Here is a 17401-nt window from a genome sequence, read left to right as displayed (position 1 = left end):
CCGGGCACAACACCCGAACTGGTCGGTAACCTGCCGGACATGAGCCGCGCCCCGTCACCACCCGCCGAAGTCGCCCCCGTGGCGGCCCTGCTGCTGCAGCGCACGCAGGAACTGGGCGACCGCATGGCCAAGCGGATACGGGCCGAAGTGGCCTACTACACCAGCGAGGAGCGCGTCTCCTCCGCGCTGCTGGGCGACTCGTGCCGGCGCAACGCCGAGCTGGTCTTCGGGCACCTCGCCGAGGGCTGCGTGCCCGGCATGGCCCAGGCGCAGGACACGGGCCGCGAAGCGGCCCACATGGGCACCCCGCTGGCCGAGTTGCTGCACGCCTACCGCGTCGGATCCGAGTTCCTGTGGACGGAGCTGGCCGCCGCGGCGGGCGCCGCCGACGGGGTCAGCGCGGACACGATCGTGGCCCTGGCCGGCTGGTGGGTGAACCAGGGGCTGGCGGCGGCGGCCGGCGACGCCTATCGCGAGGCGGCCGCCGAACTCGCGCTCCAGCACGAGCGCGAGCGCTCCGCGCTCGTCGAGGCCCTCTTCACCGGGATGCTCACCGACCACACCACCCTGTGGGAGGCCGCCGACACGCTCGGCCTGCCGACCGAGGGGCCGTACGTCGTGGTGGCGGCCGAGGTGCCCGCGCCGGGCCGGGAGGCGCTGCCCGGCATCGAGTCCCGGCTGCAGGCCGAACAGGCCCGCTCGGCCTGGCGGTTGCTGCCCGACCTCCAGGCCGGCGTGGTCGCGGCCCGCGGCCCGGCCGCCGAGGAGACGGTCCTGCGCCTGCTGGAGAAGTCCACCGGCTGCCGCATCGGCGTCAGCCCTGCGTACCGCACGCTCCAGGGCACTCCGCGGGCCCTGCGCCACGCGCGCCTCGCCCTGGCCGGGCTGCGCGGCCGCCCGGCGGGCGTCGCACGCTTCGACGACAGCCCGGTGGCGCTGCTGGTGGCGGCCTCCCCGGACGAGGCCGTCCGCATCGCACGGACGGCACTCGCCCGGGTCCTGGAGCTGCCGTCCGACGAACGGGCCCGGCTGCTGGACACGTTGGAGCAGTGGTACGCGGCCGGCGGCTCCGCGGCCGGGGCGGCGCAGCTGCTGTACTGCCACCGCAACACGGTGCGGTATCGCCTGCGGCGGCTGGAGGAGCTGACGGGCCGCTCCCTCCAGGACCCGCGCGCGGTCGCGGACTTGGCGGTGGCGCTGCGGGCGCTGCGGCTGCTGCCGGGGACCGAGGTCAGGCCTTGATTCAGGCCTTGACCAGGACGTAGGTCCCGGTGCCGTCGGGCATGCCCATGCTGTACTGGCGCAGCGGCTGGCCGTCGGCCACGCGCTCCTGGCCGATCATGTAGCCGGTGAACTTGTTCTGGACACCGATCCTGTCCGAGCCGGGCAGGTCCCGGTAGACGTAGAAGCGCTGGAGGTCATCCGTCCTGCAGTCGGCCTGCTGCAGCGGGGCGCCTTCGGCGGCTGCGGTGCTCTCGGCAACGGCCAGGCACTTGTTGCTGGAGCGGTTGATGAAGATGTGCTCGGCGATGCCGCCGCTCTCCGGGCCATGGCACACCTGCCACTGGTTGTCGTAGCCGAACCAGCCGGGGTCCGCGCGCAGTTGGACGCCGTCACCGCCCAGGAAGCCGGGCGACGACCAGAACAGGGAGCGTTCCGGTGTGGCGATCTTGTAGTAGCCGTCGTCGCAGGTGAAGCCCGGGGGCACGGCCGGGCCGGGGGGCCAGCCGATCGGGTCCTTCGCCGTCTTGACCCTATTGGCCGTCTTCGCCGGCGCGGACGCCTTCTTCGCCACCGGCGCATGCGCGGCTGCCCGGGCAGCCGAGGTACCGCAGCCGAGCAGGTCCTGCGCCTTCCTCATGATGCTGTTACCGGGGACGGCGTCCTGGCACCGGACCGCGCCTTCCTCAAGCGTGGTGAAGGTCGTGAAGCTGCCGCTCCCGGGCCCTTCGACCCAGCGGGTGCCGACGGTGCCGCTGCCCAGGTCGACGCGGTTGCAGTTGAGACTGCCGTACTGGCCGGTGACCTTGCGGGTTCCCTCGTAGAGGGCGTAGTAGCCGGGCCTGCGGAAGTCCCAGGTGATGGACTTGGACTCGCTGCTGGTGTGGCTGGAGGACATCTGCACGTTCAGGCCCAGACTCCCGCCCACCTGACCGAGCACTCCGACCTGGAAGTTGCCCTGGATGTTGGCGGAGAGGCCGACCTGGACCGTGACCACGTCCTGCGTGCTGGTCTCGACCGTCTGGGTGGTCGCCGACCCCTCGGTGACGTACCAGCCCTTGAAGTGGGTGATCGTCGGCACTACTTGTGCGCTCTTGATGAACGGGTACCGCTTGCCGAGGTCGGCGGAGGTGCACACGTCGCCGAGCTTCGGGTTGTCGGCCGCTGCGACAGGCTTCGGATGACCGGCCGCAACGGCCGGACCGGCCACGGCAGTCACGGCGGCGAGCGTGGATGTGGCGGCCACTGCGAGGGTGACAAACCCTCTGGTCCAGCGGCCGGGCGATCTTAAGTGTCTCATCATGCCCTTTCCCTGGCCGGTCCCGGATGCGTCGCAGGCCGGAACCCTGCCGATGATGCGGTGGGTGATGGTGCCCAATCGCGGCGAACATAGCGTCGCCAGTGACGACGGGACGATCCCGGAATCAGCCAGGCCCGCCGAACCTGTGGCCCATGCACGGGCATTCGGCATTTCTGCCCGGCTCGGTTTCATCGGAATTTCATGGGCGGAGCCATAATGGTCCACCCCAGCGGACTTCTTGACGGTGCACCCGCTGCCTCAACCCCTCGTGGCCACCGAGTTCGGGCCGGCATCTGATCGTTCACCCGCAATCCGTTTCGCCTCTCTGCCGGGCGCGATTCCGACCGGCCCGGCCGGTTTCCGCCAGGACGGTTGCGACATTCAGCCAAAGTGCGCAGTCCAAATCTGAGTGTCTTCCACGGGTTCTGACATCCCAGCGGATTGAACACCTGCACCAGCAGCCCTATGAAGCATCAGGACGGACAATCACCGAGGCGAAGGAGAGGGAACGAACATGCCCTTACCAGGTTTACGTCGTGACCACGGAGGACGGCACCGAAAGCCGAACAGGCTGCGCCGCGCCCTGTCAGGAGCGACGGTGGCCGCGACGGCAGCCGCTGTCGCATTCAGTGGCGGCACAGCGACGGCGGCCTCCGCGCCCGTGCATCCTGCCGATCGCGGGAGCGCCGTCACGAAGGGCCCGGCGGAACATACCGTCACGTCCGAGATGACCACGGTGCGGGTGACGGAGCTGGTCACCAGAACCCCGGACCACGCGGGCAACGTCACCGTACGGCTGGCCAATGGGAAGACCATTCCCATCCCGGCGGCCGACAAGGACCTCGTGATGCGCCGCGCCGCCCAGCAGACCAAGGCCCACCTCAAGGACACCGACGACGTGTGCGGCCTCGGTGAGATCAGGCTCTACAACAAGTCCAACGACCGCCCGGTCGCCATCCGGACCGGGTTCGCGCTGGACAAAGTGGAGGCCATCGACTTCACCTGGATCGTCACCATCACGGGACCGAGCTACTCCCACGAGTACAGCCCCGTAGGCCCCCATTCCCGCAGCGACAGATGGGAAGGCCGCTACGAGAGTGAGAAGGACCAGGACGATGGAACCTACAGGGCCGTGATCGACGAACGAACCAACGTCGTGCTGTCGAACGGTGAGGTCTGCAACGCCTTCGGGGGGTCGGCCACGCGGTACCTCAGCAAGCCGAAGGCTGCATGCCTGAAGTGGGCGGAGGCCAATTCCGGCGACGGGTGGATCCATAACAGCACCGAGAACGTCGACCACGTCAACAAGGACATCACCCCGAAGGGTCCGGCCGGTACCCGGGCAGCCGGGGCGCAGGCTTGCCTGCGGCAGAAGCTCGGCTCCGGCACCCCGGCTACGAAGAAGGATTCAGTCACCGGCTGGCTGGACGCAAAAGATTTTGTAAGCAAGAACTCGCCTGCAACCACACTCGCCCGGTGCCATCTGATCGCCAGGTCCCTCGGCGGGAAGGGGCAGGATGATGACGGCGGCCTGAACAACCTCGTCCCCTGCTGGCAGGTGGGAATGAACACCGGTCCTAACAACATGTGGACCTTCGAGAAGCAGGTAAAGGACACGGTTGAGGACCCCGCCAAGGTGGGTCCGGATGATGCGGTCTTCTACATGGTGACGCCCCTCTACCGGGACAAGAACAGCACGATCCCCACAGGCGTCACCATGAGCGCCGCGATTCAGCGGGCGGACGGAACGCAGAGTCTGCTGCCCATCACCGGCGTCACCAACACAGAGGCCAGTGGACTCAACCTCGGAAACTGATCCGAACTGACGCGCATCACAGGGAGCCAGGATGAGCCGTACCACCCCGCCGCGGCCGGTCGACGTCACGGCTGTCTTTCCTCAACTGGCCCCGCTGGCACGCACGGCAACCCGGTTGCATCCACACCCCGGGTCGCCGTCACCGCACGACAGCTCGGTCGGCGGGCCGCTGCTGTGGCCCGCCGACGAGCCATGGCCGTACTGCGACGGCCCGCACGTACCGGACGGGAATCCCGCCACATCACCGCAGGACGTGCGACTGCAGCGGCGCATCCGAGCGGCAGCGGCAAGCCGACCGCCCGGCCACCCTCGCGTCACACCCGAGGAGGTGGCGATCCTCGAACGGATCAACGCTGGCCGCCCATGGCTCAAGGACCCGGTCGCCATGCTGCCCGTGGCCCAGCTGTACGTACGCGACATCCCCCTGCTGCGCACGCCCGGGCGGGCCGATCTGCTCCAGGTGCTGTGGTGCCCCTTCGAGCACCCGCCGGAGCCCAAGCCCAGGACCGCGCTGTTCTGGCGGTCCGCCGCCGCAGTCACCGACATCCTCATCACACCTCCGGAGCCAGCCGTGGTTCAGTTCAACGGCTACGTGCCGGAGCCGTGCCTGCTCGACCCGGAGCAGACCACCGAATACCCCGACCCCATGGAGCTGACCAAAGAACTACGGGACCAGATGCAGGACTGGAACACATGGCAGGCAGCCGACGCCGCTCCGGACAGCTCCTACGAGCTCGCCCCGGAGGAGTTCTACGGGCGCGTGCTGTCCATCGCTCCCGGCTGGAAGGCCGACGGCTGGACACGCTGGGGCCTCACCGACCCCGTCCCCCGCATCTGCCCAGCCTGCGACACCGAGATGAACCCGCTGCTGACCATCGCCTCGACCGAATGGGATGCCAGCACCCGCAGTTGGATCGCGTACGACGAGCAAGCCCAAGCCACACCCTCCACCGCCAATCCTCACTCCGTGAACCCGGCCATGGTCGAGATCGCCGGAGGCTACGATCTGCAGCTCTACACCTGCCCGGCATCGCCGGACCATCCGCATACCGACCTGATCCAGTGACACTTTCTCCACGCTAATCACCGCTGGTTCGACCTCATCGACGACGCGCTCCGGAGTACCTGGTTCGGAGAGGTCCGCCTGCACGGCCGCCGTCTCGGCGCCCCGTTCCGTCAGGGACTTGGCGCTGACGTCCGCCGCATCAGCCTCGACGCCCCAAGCCATCCGCGCGTCGTATGGCGTCCAGTACGTGAGGGCGACGTTCCAGCCAGCCTGGGCCAGCTGGCAGGCAATACCCGCACCGATCCCGATGGAGGGGCCGACGCCGGTCACCAACGCAACCGCCCTGGCGACATCGGACAACGGCTTCTCCCCTTCGGTCGTCACAAAATGTCATCGTTCGGCCTGTGGTGCGGGCTTGGCAACTGATACTCCTCCAGCGGATCCACGAGGCTCGACAATTACTCTTCGGTGACCAACAAGAGGGCATAGGCAGCTCACTTGACCCCGTCCGGCTGGTGCCGGGCGAGGTCACCCACTTCCTGTTGACTTGAGGCCCGCATTCCAGCGCTTCCGAAGAGAATCGCCACTGGGGAAGGGCTACATCGAGAGAGCCTCGATGGCAGCCTGCCACGGATACGCGTCGAGATTGCCCTGCCTCGGCTTGTGGGGTACGAATCCGCCTTCCCCGAGCAGGACAGTGACACCCGCGGCGCGCAGGGTCTCGACGTTGCGGGGCACTGCGGGGTGCAACCCTTGGGCGTCGTTCCAGTGCGGCAGAGCGACGATGGGGACTCCCAGACCGATGCCCTCGGTGATGAGTCCGAGGGCAAGGGTGTCGCTGATTCCGGCCGCCCACTTGTTGAGGGTGTTGGTTGTCAATGGCGCGACAAGCATCGCGTCCGGTGCGGGCAGCACGTCCTCTTGCGACGGCAACTTGTACTGGTACCGGACGGGGTGGCCGGTGAGCTCGCTCAGCCGGTCGATCTCCCCCTCGGCGTCCTCTGTCGCCCACCGGTAGGCCGACGGGGTCAGGATCAGGCAGACATCCCAGCCGACCGCCTGCGCAGCGCGGATGGCGACGTCGATCCGGCGGGCGGGCGGGGCGGCACAGGCGATCAGGTACAGGGTGCGGTTGGTCATCCCGGCAGTCCACATCGTTCGGCCAGCGCCCGCAAGCGTCCGTCGGCCGACCCTGCGCCGAGCAGTCGCAGATCCTCGACGAGCGCGCGGGTACGTGGGCGGCAGCGGACCTCTTCGGCTGCTTCCTGCTCGGCCTCGAGCAAGGTGTCCACCGCCTCTGCTCGGCGACCGGCTTGGGTGTACGCACGCGCGAGGTCGGCGAGGTGGTGAGCACGACGTTCACGTGGGAGGGCCGCGCGGGCAGGGTCGGGGATGTTCCGGGCGACGGCCACCGCATCGGTACCTTCGGACAGTTGGACGTGGGAGGCGACGCGGTAGAGGCTGACATTCGTCGGGCCGAAGGCGGTCCACACCGCATTGCCGTCGCCACCCAGGAACACGGCATGCTCGTCGGCTTGGTCGAGCAGAACGGGGACGGCAGCCTTCGCCGAAGCCGCATCCCATGCGCCGGACTCGCCAACCGCGGCTTGTGCCATCGCTGCCTTGAGGTACAGCATGCCGAGCACGCTGAGCCCGTCCGAACCTCGGGTCAGCAATTCTGCCTCCAGCCGGCCTGCCGCCGCCACGGCGAACTCGGCTGCTGCACGAGCCTGCCCGTGATGGGTCATCGCATCTGCAAGGTGGCGGGCCGCTGACGCGATGACCACTGCGTCACCCGACCGCTCAGCGGCCACCACCGCCTGCTGCCCAGCCTGCCACGCCAAGTCGCTCACGCCGTACTTGATCGCGGCAGCCTCGGCCAGCTCCAGCGTCAACGACAGCACTCGATACGCAGCCAGTTGGTCATCCCCCTCGTGCCGTGCTGTCGCCCGGTTGGCGTCGACGAGCAGCTCGGGCACCAAGCGGCCGAGGCTCGCGAAGTGTCCCGCTTGAAAGGCAGTGCGGCTATAGACCAAGTTGCGATGGAGCTGCTCGAGGGGAAGTGGATCGGCCCCGCCGTCGTCGCACGTACCCGTGATGACATCATGGCGCTGCAGAACGGCCCGTAGTGCTTCGATCTCAGCGGTATCGGCGCACTCACCACCACCGGCGTCCGTGTCGGACAGCAGTCGCTCCAAGGGGATTTGGAGCACTTGCGCGGCGCGCTCCACCACTGACAAGCGTGGATCCTGCTGCCGTTGACCGCCCTCAAGGTCCTGAACCCAACGACGTGACTGCCCCATCAGCGCGCCGAAGTCAGCCTGCGTCATGTTCCTGCGCCCGCGCCAGTAGGCAATGCGCCGGCCGATGCCCCTTGTGTCCACCACGCCTCCGGTGAGTTGGGCCCACAACGCACGCACATCGCGTGCCCACTCACTGTTATAGCGCGCCTACGTTGAAGCACCCCCGCGACCGCGCATACAGCCCGGGGGCATGGCCAACGCTGTAGAGGAGCCCCAGCAGTGCATGACCCCATCCGCCGGTTCCTCTCATGGGCGAGAGCAACCTCCCAGCCGGAGACCTCCAGACACGTGCACGTCGGCTGTCGCACCGCCCGCGCGCCACAAACACCTGCACCACACCTCCTCTCGTCCCGGGCGCCGATGCGCCTACGGCATTGCGAGCGAGTCGCTCATCCGCACCTTCCACCAACGTCAACGCTGAAAGCACAGACATGACTTACCCGAACCCCACAGACCCCATTTCTCACCTCCCGGCAGCCCTCTGGCTCGTCTCCCGTGAGCGGCGCCCGAGCGATGCCCGTGAGTCGTGGACGAGGGGAGCGCCGGCCACGCTTATGGTCGGCTTGCATTTCGACGTCGTCCACCTCCCCTCAGGGATCGTGGACAGAGGCATCGACGGCATCACCGACCTGGACGCGATCCACAACCACTTCCGGACGGCCGGTCTCACCAGCGCCGTCATCGCCTCCCGCTCACAGACCCGGTACAGCGTGCTCGTTCCGCCGGGCACCTCCCGTGACTGGGTGGAGCCCGGCATCCCGTGCATCGGGATCGAGTCCCCCATCAACTACGTCGGGGTTCCGGTACCCACGCGCAGGGAACCGCCCGGTTCCTACTGGCTGATGCCGGCCCCGGACGATGCCTGCATGCTGTGCAACCCGGTGAACATTCGCATGCTCATCGGCAAGGCCCGGGCGCGCCAGGGGCGGACGCGATGAGCAGATTCTGTTCGTGGTGCAAGGAGTCCGCGCACCGGGCCACGGTGATCGACGTCGTCGAGGGCGACCACGTGGCCAGGAAGATCTACGCCTGCGCCGAGTGCTGCGAGAAGTACCGCCTTGTGCCGCTGAACAAGAGCAGTAGGGCGACGTCAACCGAGGCTCCCGGGCCCGTCCAGGTCGGCCCCGATGCCTGGAAGCGTTAGGGCGGTCCCAGCCGACCGATTGCCGGCCCAGTACGCCCTGCCCCGCACCCACAAGGTGCGGGGCGGCCTACCTTTGTACGCAGGCGCGCGACGCGCAACACCGCCGTCCCGTGTGCTCCCGTGAGCCTGCCCGTCCGGGAGGGACCCGGCGTACTCGGCCGACGCGCGGGGAAAGTGTGAAACGTGTGTGACAGCGGGCGGCGCACCGCGCCGCGCAAAGGAGCTTGCGTGTTCGCGCAGTTGGCCCGGTGAACGCCTCGCAGAGCGGCAGCGGCGGCCTGGGGGCGCCCTTCGTCGTCTCGGTGCACGACGTCGCCCCCTGGAGCTTCGAGCAGAGCCGGCACTGGCTGCACGACCTGGACGAGCGCGGCGTGCCGGCCACGCTGCTGCTGGTGCCCGGCAGTTGGCGCGGGGCCCGGCTGCCCGACGACCCGGTGCTGGTCGAGTGGCTGCACGGGGCGCGCGGGCGGGGGCACGAGCTGGCCCTGCACGGCTACGTCCACCAGGGCGTGCCCGGCGGGCCGTTGGCGCGCCGCTGGGTGAACGCCGTGGTCTCGCGCGGCTGTGCGGAGTTCTGTGCGCTGGACGAGGAGGCGGCGCGCCGCCGGCTGGAGAGCGGGCTGACCGCGCTGGCCTCGGTGGGGATCGTCCCCGAGGGCTTCACCCCGCCGGGCTGGCTGGCCTCCCCCGGCGCGATGGCGGCCCTGCGCCGGCTCGGACTGGAGTACACCACCAGCCACTTGGGGGTGCACGACCTGCGGACGGGGGCCCGGCACGGGATGGTCGCCCTGTCCAACCGGCCCGGCGGGCTCGGCGAGCGGGCCGGGGCCCGGCTGATGCGGGCGGCGGCCCGCCGCTGGGCGGGGCACGGCAGACCCTTCCGGATCGCCCTGCACCCCGCCGACCTGGCCCGGCCCGGGCTGCGCGCCTGTGCACTGGAGGCCATCGACACGGCCCTGGTGGCGGGCGCGCGGCCGTGCACGTACGCCGGTCTGGTGCGCACCCTGCGAGGGTGAGGCGGGACGGATGCGGATCGTGCAGATCGCCAACTTCTACGGCGCCTCCTCGGGCGGCCTGCGCACCACGCTGGACGCGCTCGGCCGGGGGTATGCGGCCGCCGGGCACGAGCGGGTGCTGGTGGTGCCGGGACGGCGGTACGCGGCCGTGCGCAACCGGGCCGACGGGCTGCGGGTGACGCTGCCGGGCCTGCCGGTCGGCGGCGGCTACCGGATGATGTGCTCGCCCCGCACGCTGCGTCGCCTGCTGCTGCGGCTGGCGCCGGATTCGCTGGAGGTCTCGGACAAGCTCACGCTGGTGCACACCGCCGCGTGGGCCCGGGCGCGCGGGGTGCGGGCGGTGCTGTTCTCGCACGAACGGGCCGATGCGATCCTGGCGCCCCGGCTGCCGGGGTGGGTGCCGCTGGCGCCGCTCGCCGACGGGTGGAACCGGCGGCTGGCCGCGGGGTTCGACGCGGTCGTCGCGGCATCGGCCTTCTCCTGCGCGGAGTTCGCGCGGGTGGCGGCACCCGCTGTGCACCGCATACCGCTGGGGGTGGATCTGCGGGTGTTCGCCCCGGGCCGCACGGGCGGCCCTCCGGGCGGGGGCACGCGGCTGGTGTTCGCGGGGCGGCTGTCGGCGGAGAAGTCCCCCGTGCTGCCGCTGGAGACGCTACGGGTGCTGCGGCGGCGCGGCGTGGACGCACGGCTGGACGTGCTGGGCGACGGCCCGGAGCGGGCCCGGCTGCAGCGGCGGGCGGCGGGCCTGCCGGTCCGCTTCCACGGTCATGTGGCGGACCGCCGGGCGGTGGCGGGGCTGTTGGCGCGCGCGGACGTCGCCCTGGTGCCGTGCCCGGTGGAGGCGTTCGGGCTGGCCGCGCTGGAGGCCCTCGCGTGCGGCACGCCGGTGGTGGTGGCCGATGCGGGGGCGGCGCGCGAACTGCTGGCGCCGGGGGCGGGGTTGGCGGTGGGGGCGTCGCCGGGGGCCGTGGCGGAGGGGGTGAGCACGGTACTGGGCTGGCCGGAACGGGATCGCCGGGCCGCTGCGCGGGCGCGGGCGGAGGAGTTCCCTTGGGCGCGAACCGTGGCCGGAATGCTGGCCGTTCACGCCGGGGGCGCCCCGTAGGGGGGCTCCCCCACGACGCGCCGGCACCGGGCGCCCTGTCAGGGGCGCGGGGAACTGCGCGATCAGCCACGATGCGCCCGCAGTCGACGTCCTCGGGGCTGCGCCCCGAACCTCCGGCGTGGTACGTCGACTGCGGGCCGGTGGGGGCTGGTCGCGCAGTTCCCCGCGCCCCATACAGGGCGCCCGATCGCGCCCACGCGGCGGAGCCGCAAAATGTCACAGCCCCGCGCCCCTTACGGGGCGCATACGCATCCGCGGAACGGAATGACGGCCGCCCCCGTCTCAGCCGGTGTGGCCCGGATGGGGGAGGGCATGCGACGTGGACACGGACGGGCGGGCTCCGTTGCTGGCCGGGCGGTACCGGCTCGTCGCCCGGCTGGGCAGCGGCGGCATGGGCGTGGTCTGGCGCGCCTTCGACGAGGTGCTCGACCGCGAGGTGGCGGTCAAGGAGGTGCGGGCGCCGGACGTGTTGCGCGAGGATGACGTCCGCATCCTCTACGCGCGACTCAAGCAGGAGGCCCGCGCCGCCGCCCGCATCGCCCACCCCAATGTGATCACCGTGCACGACGTGGTCGAACAGCAGGGCCGGCCCTGGATCGTCATGGAGCTCGTGCGCGGACAGTCGCTCGCCGACGTCCTGGAGCACGAAGGAGTGCTCGACCCCAAGGAGGCCGCACGCGTGGGCGCGGCCGTCCTCCGCGCGCTGCAGGCCGCGCACGCGGCCGGAGTGCTGCACCGCGACGTCAAACCGGCGAACGTCCTGCTGGAGGACACCGGCCGGGTGGTGCTGACCGACTTCGGCATCGCCCTGGTCGAGGGCGCGGGCACGCTCACCCGCACCGGGGACCTGATCGGCTCGCCCGACTACCTGTCCCCGGAACGGGCGTTGGGGCAGCGTCCCGGCATCCCCTCGGACCTGTGGTCGCTGGGCACGACGCTGTACGCGGCCGTCGAGGGCGTCTCGCCGTTCCGCCGCACCTCGCCGCTGCTCACCCTGCACGCCGTGGTCCAGGACGAACTGCCCCCGCCGCGGCGCGCCGGTGCGCTCACCCCGGTGCTGGAGGGGCTGCTGCTCAAGGACCCGCAGGCGCGGGCGGGTTCGGCCGAGGTGTTGCGACTGCTGGACGCGGTGGCGGCCGGTACGGTCACGCGGGTGCCGGCGGCGCCGCCGGGATACGTGCCGACGATGCCGGCAGGTGCGGCACCTGTGTTGGTGCCGATGCCGGTGGCCTCGGCTCCGTCGCTCCCGTCCGTCACCACGGCCCCGCCCCCTGCCCCGCCGCCCGTGGCCGTCCCTCCCCCGGAGCCGGAACGGCCGCGGCGCGCCTGGCTGTTCGCCGCCGTGCTGGCCCTGCTGCTCGTCGGCGGCGGAACGGCCGCCGCGGTGATCGCCTCGAACGGCTCCGGGGGCACACCGGGGGGCACGGGGTCCACGACCGATGCCCCCGCCACGAGCCCTCCGGCCACCGGACCGGCCTCGTCCTCACCGTCCACCGTCCCTGCTCCGCCCCTGGGTCCGGGCCCCTCGGACTACCCGACGTCCTACCCGACGTCGACGTGCGGCGGGGGCTGGGTGACCAACTGCGGCTGAACACCGGGGGGTACATCGTGCGAAGGGTTTCTGTCCGGCTCCGTCTCGTATCGCTGCTGGCGGTACCCGTGCTGATCGGCGGCGCGGGGCTCGCGGCCTGTTCGTCGTCCGGGGGGAAGAAGGCTGCGGACGTGCAGCTGGAACCGGTGGGGGTGGCGGGCGACAAACCGTTCCTCGACGCCCCGGGCAGCGACGTCACGAACGTCGACCCCGCCTACCGCAGCGGAGGCACGACCGCGGGGGACGCCCGCGGTGCCTTCGGCGGCACCCGCAACGCGACCCAGTGCGACAAGGCCCAGCTCGTCAAGAACCTCACCGCCGACCCCGTCAAGGCGAAGGCCTGGGCCAAGGTGCACGACCTCGACTACCGCCGGATACCGGAGTACATCAACGGCCTCACTTCGGTGGTGCTGATCCGCGACACGCTGGTGAAGAACCACAACTACGACGGCGGCGGCGTGACGACCGCGTACCTGTCGGTGCTGCAGGCGGGCATGGCGGTGCTCGTCGACGGGTACGGGCAGCCGTCGGTGAAGTGCAACTGCGGCAACCCGCTGCTGAATCCCGACGACATCGACCGCAAGGCCTCGACGTACAAGGGGAGTCACTGGGAGGGGTTCAGCAGCATCGAGGTCACGGTCGTGGTGGCGCGCCCGCAGAGCGAGGGGCCGATGACGAAGATCCCGCTGGTCGACGCCCGGCAGAGCGGGAAGGGGTTCGACCGGGAGGTCGGCAGCGGTGACGGCAAGGGGGACTCGGCCGTGGTGCCGGTCCCCAAGCCGAGCCCGCCCCCGGGGGATTCGCGGAGTCCCGGGTCCGCGCCGCCGGAGTCGGGGTCGCCGGGGTCCGCGTCCCCGGAGACGTCCTCGCCCCCGGCACCGGGCACGCCCTCGACGCCGTCCCCGTCGAAGGGGTCGCACGCGCCCGGGACCACGGCCCCGGCCACGCCCTCGGCTGGCGCGCCCGGCACTTCGCGCACGCCCGCGAAGCCCACGGAACCGGCGGAGCCGACCGCGCCGACCCGGGCGCCCAGGTCCGCCGCCCCGGTGGAGCCGACGGCAACGCACGCCACCGAGCCCGGCGTTACGACCCCCGACCTCCCGTCCGAACACCCCAGGGGCACGACGGCGCACCCCACCGCGTTGTCCTCCCTCACCCCGGGCTCGGCGCCCAGCCGGCCCGCGCCGCCGCGAAATGAGCCTCCGTCACCTCGTATGTCGCCGACGCATGCAGTCCCCGAGCCGCCTTCTCCGTATCCGGGTGCGGATTCCGGTACAGCCGCTCCGACAGATCCCGCAGCTCCAGCATCACCGGAACGGACTCCCGCAGCACCGCCGGACGGCCACCGTACGCACGCTCCAGCACCCACAGCAGCCGCGCATACACCGAGTTGAACCGCTCGGCGGCCTCCCGCACGGCGCTGCCCTCGGGGTAGTGCCGCACCTTCGCCTCGGGGTCGACGGGGTACGCGTCGGCCCAGCTGACCTCCATCGCGGGCCCGCTGGGCCCCGAGGCGGGGGTGTCCTGCGGCCCGTACGTGCGCTGCTGCAGGATCTCGTTGAAGCGGAAGTAGTGTGCGGGCTCGCGGACTTCGCCGAAGAACCGGTCGTCCGTGTTGAAGATCGTCCGGCTGACGCCCTCGCCCTGGTCGGTGATGACCTCGACGGCCTTGAGGGCCGAAGCCAGATCCGTGACGGGGAAGACCTCCCCGCCCGAGTTGTAGAAGTCCTGCGGGCCGACCTGGCGGGCCGGGTCGCCGGTGAAGAGTGCGCACTCCCCCGACGCGCGGGCCAGGCGCACCAGGCCCTCGCGGATGGTCGCGTAGAACTGCCCGACCGAGGTCCAGCCCTCGTCGCCGGCCACCGACGGGTGGCCGGGCGGCTCGGCCACGTATGCGGGGTGCTCGATGCGCAGGAACGTCTCCAGCGCCGTGACGCCGAAGTGGCGCAGGGCGACGGGGAACCGGTCCCGGCTGTAGGGCAGCCGGGCGGGATAGCCGGTCACGAAGCGGGAGTTCGCCACCAGCGGGCGGCCGCCCACCGCGTTGAGCAGGTTGGCGACCAGGGTCATGTGGAGCATCTCCTCCAGCACCACGGCCCGGACGGCGTAGAAGGCGGGCCGGTTGGTGCCGGGCCTGAGGGTGTACATCGCGGTGAGGTACGGCGGGATCGTCAGGTGTTCGAGGGTCAGCGCGGCCTGCAGGAAGAGGTGCAGGTCCGCCGGGTCGCGCGGGACGCGGAACGGCGGCTCGTCGACGACGGCCAGCTCGCCCGCGATGTCGGTGGGCGCCGTGGGCGGTGCGGGTGCGGTCATGTGCGTCCCTCTCCGGTGCGGGCCTGGGCCACGGGGACCGGGCGGATCACCCTCGGCCGGTGCAGTTCCATCAGGTCGCGGTGGATCTGCTCGCAGCTGCGCAGCGCGAGGGCGGCCATGGTCAGCGACGGGTTGGAGGTGCCGACGGAGGGCATGCTGCCGCAGCCGACCGCGTACAGGTTGGAGTGGTCCCAGCAGCGCTGCCAGGAGTCGACGACGGAGGTCTCGCGCGAGTCGCCCATGACGTGCGTGCCGGCGCCGTGGCCCGCGCCGTGGAAGACGAAGTCGCGGCCGTCGTGGCGGAAGTGGCCGGGGGCGAAGGGACCCGGGGCGTAGGAGGTGCGGTCCTCGGCCCCGAGGATGCCGAAGATCCGGTCGGAGACGGCCTTGGCGGCGGCGATGCCCCGCTTGACGTGGTCGGAGAGGTCGTAGGTGATGACGGGCCGCGGGTTGCCGAGACGGTCGCGGAGTCCGGGGTCGACGGTCACCCGGTTGCGGCTCTCGGCGTCCTGCTCCACGGCGAACTGCAGGGAGATCTGGCGCCCGATCTGCCGGCCCAGCGCCTCGCGCAGTGCGGTGCCGAACCGGCCCTTTTCGCGCGGCTGTCCGGAGTCGCCGGTGATGCCGAGCATGCGGGCGACGTCGCCGGAGGGGGAGCCGGTGGGCCAGCTCCAGCCCCAGTTGCTGATCTCGATGCGGAAGGGGGCGCGGTCCCGGCGGGCGGGCCCGGTGCGGAAGCACTCCAGTCCGGACGTCGAACCGGGGCCGCGGAACGGGCCGACGGGCTCGTCCAGCAGTCCCCAGGTGAGCAGGACGGGGTGGTCCATGAGGTTGCGGCCGACCTGTCCGCTGTGGTTGGCGAGCCGGGAGACCAGCAGGAGCTTCGCGTTCTCGACGGCGTGGGCGGCCAGCACGACGATGTCGGCCTCGGCGGTGCGGGTGGTGTGCACGGGGGACGCGGGGTCGTCGTACTGCTGGTACTCGACGCCGAACACACGCCCGTTGGCGTTGGCCAGGACCCTGCTGACCACGGCGCGCGGAACGAGGTCGACCTTGCAGGACCATGTGGCCTGGGTCTTGAGGGGGTTGTACTTGGCCTGCACCGGACAGATGGGCGTGCAGGAGGCGTTGCCGACGCAGCGCTCGCCGTAGTTGGGCAGCCCGGCCGCTCCGGCGGGGCGGTAGCCGCGGCCCCCGTCGTAGCGGAGGTCGGGGGTGCTGTTGCGGGCGTGCGGGGTGGTGACCACGCGCAGCGTGGTGGCCGGGGCGTCGTCCGACTCCCGCACCGGGATGCCGTCGAGCCGGGCGGCCAGGACGTTGTCGAGGTGGCTGCGGGGGATCGCGTGCATGGGGTAGCAGTAGCCCTCGGGGAAGGGCAGGCCGATGGCATCGCGCTGCTCGGCGGCGTCGCCCGCGACGCCCAGGACCCGCTCGGCGGTGCGGTAGTGGCCCTCCAGGTCGGCGTAGCCGAGGGGCCAGTCGCGGCCGTAGCCGAAGGCGGTGCGCGGGGCGAAGTCCTCGGGGTGCATGCGCGGGGTGAGGCCCATCCAGTGCAGGGCGGTGCCGCCGGCGGCACGCAGGTAGTCGCTGGAGTAGGGCAGGTTGCCGTTCTGGACGAAGTAGCCGTTCGCGCGGTATCCGCCGCCGGGCAGGCCTTCGAGGTCCAGGAGGTCGGGCGAGGGGGCGGCGGTGTTGCCGCGGTAGGGCGCGTTGGGCACCTTGGCCAGGGAGCCGTAGTAGGCGTTCATGGCGTCGAGGTGGCCGGGCCAGGTGTCCAGGGTGCGGGTCCCGGCCTCCAGGACGAGGACGCGCCAGCCGTGGTCGCCCAGTTGCTTGGCGACCAGGGAGCCGGCGAGTCCGGCGCCCACCACGATCACGTCGTAGTGGAGTCCGTCGAGCTGTGGCGAGGGGCTGCTCATGCGGCGCCCTCCGCACGGTGGCCGGTGTCCTGCCGCGGCGCGGCGCCGGGCGGCGGGTCGGCCCAGGTGCCGAAGCCGGGGGGCTTGGCGCCGGGGGCGTGGCCGTGGAAGGTGCGCCAGACGAGCCCTTCGGTGTAGGCCTCGGGCGAGACCGTGAAGGCGACGTTGGCCTTCTCGCGCCCGAGTGCGGCGTGCACGGAGCGGGCGAGCTGGGGCCAGACGCCCAGGTACCACAGGTGGGTGATGGCGCGGGCGATGTCGCGCGAGGTCTCGTCGGCGATGCCGTCCGGGTCGCCGCCCGCGGCGGCCAGGTCGTCGATGAACCGCCCGACGGCCTCCCGTCCCACCTGTTCGACGGTGGTGTCGTGGTAGAGCCGCACCATGCCCGTCGCCCTCAGGTCGAACTCGTCGAAGCCGGTGAGGCGGACGGAGATCGCGACGAACCCCCGGCATTCCGGGGGCACTTCAACGGGCTCGGGCGAAGGTGCTGTGTGCCGGGAATCCATCCGTGACCACCCATCTGTGTGACTTCCGCTGTTCTATCGGAGAGTCCACGACGGGAGAAGGAGGCATAAACTCCCTTCACCTGTAAGGGTGTTGTCCGGGAGGTTTGAACCCGGTTCTTCGGTGGAAAGAGGCGTTCCCCGGTATGGGGGAGGGTCCTGCG

The 17401-nt window shown here is 71.2% G+C and carries 15 protein-coding genes and 1 pseudogene; 9 read left to right on the top strand and 7 right to left on the bottom strand.

What is annotated here, in order from left to right:
• Positions 1-39 precede the first annotated feature (39 nt).
• Positions 40-1242, top strand: a complete 1203-nt coding sequence (locus tag ACWD4B_RS19715; protein WP_451421935.1) for a PucR family transcriptional regulator — start codon at positions 40-42, stop codon at positions 1240-1242.
• A gap of 1 nt (position 1243) precedes the next feature.
• Here ACWD4B_RS19715 and ACWD4B_RS19710 read toward each other — a convergent pair whose 3' ends face one another.
• Positions 1244-2521, bottom strand: a complete 1278-nt coding sequence (locus tag ACWD4B_RS19710) for an RICIN domain-containing protein (protein ID WP_451421955.1) — start codon at positions 2519-2521, stop codon at positions 1244-1246.
• Between the two features lie 598 nt (positions 2522-3119).
• Between ACWD4B_RS19710 and ACWD4B_RS19705 the strand changes: the two genes are divergently transcribed.
• Positions 3120-4337 (top strand): DNA/RNA non-specific endonuclease, encoded by a 1218-nt coding sequence (locus ACWD4B_RS19705; RefSeq protein ID WP_451421934.1) that lies wholly within the window; start codon positions 3120-3122, stop codon positions 4335-4337.
• Positions 4338-4368: 31 nt separating this feature from the next.
• Positions 4369-5403 (top strand): hypothetical protein, encoded by a 1035-nt coding sequence (locus ACWD4B_RS19700; protein ID WP_451421933.1) that lies wholly within the window; start codon positions 4369-4371, stop codon positions 5401-5403.
• A gap of 537 nt (positions 5404-5940) precedes the next feature.
• Here ACWD4B_RS19700 and ACWD4B_RS19695 read toward each other — a convergent pair.
• Together ACWD4B_RS19695 and ACWD4B_RS19690 are read right to left on the bottom strand one after the other, a co-directional pair.
• Positions 5941-6483 carry a flavoprotein gene (locus ACWD4B_RS19695; protein ID WP_451421932.1) on the bottom strand — a complete coding sequence of 181 codons (543 nt, stop codon included), beginning with the start codon at positions 6481-6483 and terminating at the stop codon, positions 5941-5943.
• The gene (locus ACWD4B_RS19690) at positions 6480-7727 is read right to left on the bottom strand and encodes a helix-turn-helix domain-containing protein (RefSeq protein ID WP_451421954.1); all 1248 of its coding nucleotides are present in this window, start codon (positions 7725-7727) and stop codon (positions 6480-6482) included. Before ACWD4B_RS19690 ends, ACWD4B_RS19695 begins: the two co-directional genes overlap by 4 nt.
• 518 nt (positions 7728-8245) lie before the next feature.
• On the opposite strand from ACWD4B_RS19690, the gene ACWD4B_RS19685 reads away from it, so the two are divergent.
• From ACWD4B_RS19685 to ACWD4B_RS19660, 6 genes and pseudogenes are all read left to right on the top strand, one after another.
• A complete protein-coding gene (locus ACWD4B_RS19685; protein WP_451421931.1) occupies positions 8246-8584 on the top strand; it encodes a hypothetical protein in 339 nt (112 codons plus the stop codon).
• Positions 8581-8790 carry a hypothetical protein gene (locus ACWD4B_RS19680; protein ID WP_451421930.1) on the top strand — a complete coding sequence of 70 codons (210 nt, stop codon included), beginning with the start codon at positions 8581-8583 and terminating at the stop codon, positions 8788-8790. Before ACWD4B_RS19685 ends, ACWD4B_RS19680 begins: the two co-directional genes overlap by 4 nt.
• Positions 8791-9038: 248 nt before the next feature.
• Positions 9039-9806, top strand: coding sequence for a DUF2334 domain-containing protein (locus ACWD4B_RS19675; protein WP_451421929.1), 768 nt, complete (start codon positions 9039-9041; stop codon positions 9804-9806).
• Between the two features lie 10 nt (positions 9807-9816).
• Entirely contained in the window at positions 9817-10911 is a 1095-nt protein-coding gene (locus tag ACWD4B_RS19670; protein ID WP_451421928.1) for a glycosyltransferase, read from the top strand.
• A 319-nt stretch (positions 10912-11230) separates the two neighbouring features.
• Complete coding sequence (locus tag ACWD4B_RS19665; protein ID WP_451421927.1) at positions 11231-12502, top strand: serine/threonine-protein kinase; 1272 nt, start codon at positions 11231-11233, stop codon at positions 12500-12502.
• Positions 12469-13167: pseudogene (locus ACWD4B_RS19660) on the top strand (DUF6777 domain-containing protein); the annotation flags it as partial. The gene ACWD4B_RS19665 and the pseudogene ACWD4B_RS19660, both read left to right, overlap by 34 nt.
• Here ACWD4B_RS19660 and ACWD4B_RS19655 read toward each other — a convergent pair.
• The 4 genes from ACWD4B_RS19655 to ACWD4B_RS19640 all read right to left on the bottom strand — a co-directional run bounded on the left by ACWD4B_RS19655 (position 13107) and on the right by ACWD4B_RS19640 (position 17198).
• Complete coding sequence (locus tag ACWD4B_RS19655) at positions 13107-13574, bottom strand: hypothetical protein (RefSeq protein WP_451421958.1); 468 nt, start codon at positions 13572-13574, stop codon at positions 13107-13109. The pseudogene ACWD4B_RS19660 and the gene ACWD4B_RS19655 overlap by 61 nt on opposite strands.
• A gap of 80 nt (positions 13575-13654) precedes the next feature.
• A complete protein-coding gene (locus tag ACWD4B_RS19650; protein ID WP_451421926.1) occupies positions 13655-14815 on the bottom strand; it encodes a ferritin-like domain-containing protein in 1161 nt (386 codons plus the stop codon).
• On the bottom strand, positions 14812-16734 hold the full coding sequence (locus ACWD4B_RS19645) for a GMC oxidoreductase (RefSeq protein ID WP_451421925.1): 1923 nt from the start codon (positions 16732-16734) through the stop codon (positions 14812-14814). The genes ACWD4B_RS19650 and ACWD4B_RS19645 overlap by 4 nt, the downstream gene beginning before the upstream one ends.
• The gene (locus ACWD4B_RS19640) at positions 16731-17198 is read right to left on the bottom strand and encodes a hypothetical protein (protein WP_451421924.1); all 468 of its coding nucleotides are present in this window, start codon (positions 17196-17198) and stop codon (positions 16731-16733) included. Before ACWD4B_RS19640 ends, ACWD4B_RS19645 begins: the two co-directional genes overlap by 4 nt.
• Between the last annotated feature and the right edge of the window lie 203 nt (positions 17199-17401).

It is taken from the genome of Streptomyces sp. NPDC002536 (genome assembly GCF_053594995.1).
This window is presented reverse-complemented; position numbering and strand designations above follow the sequence as displayed.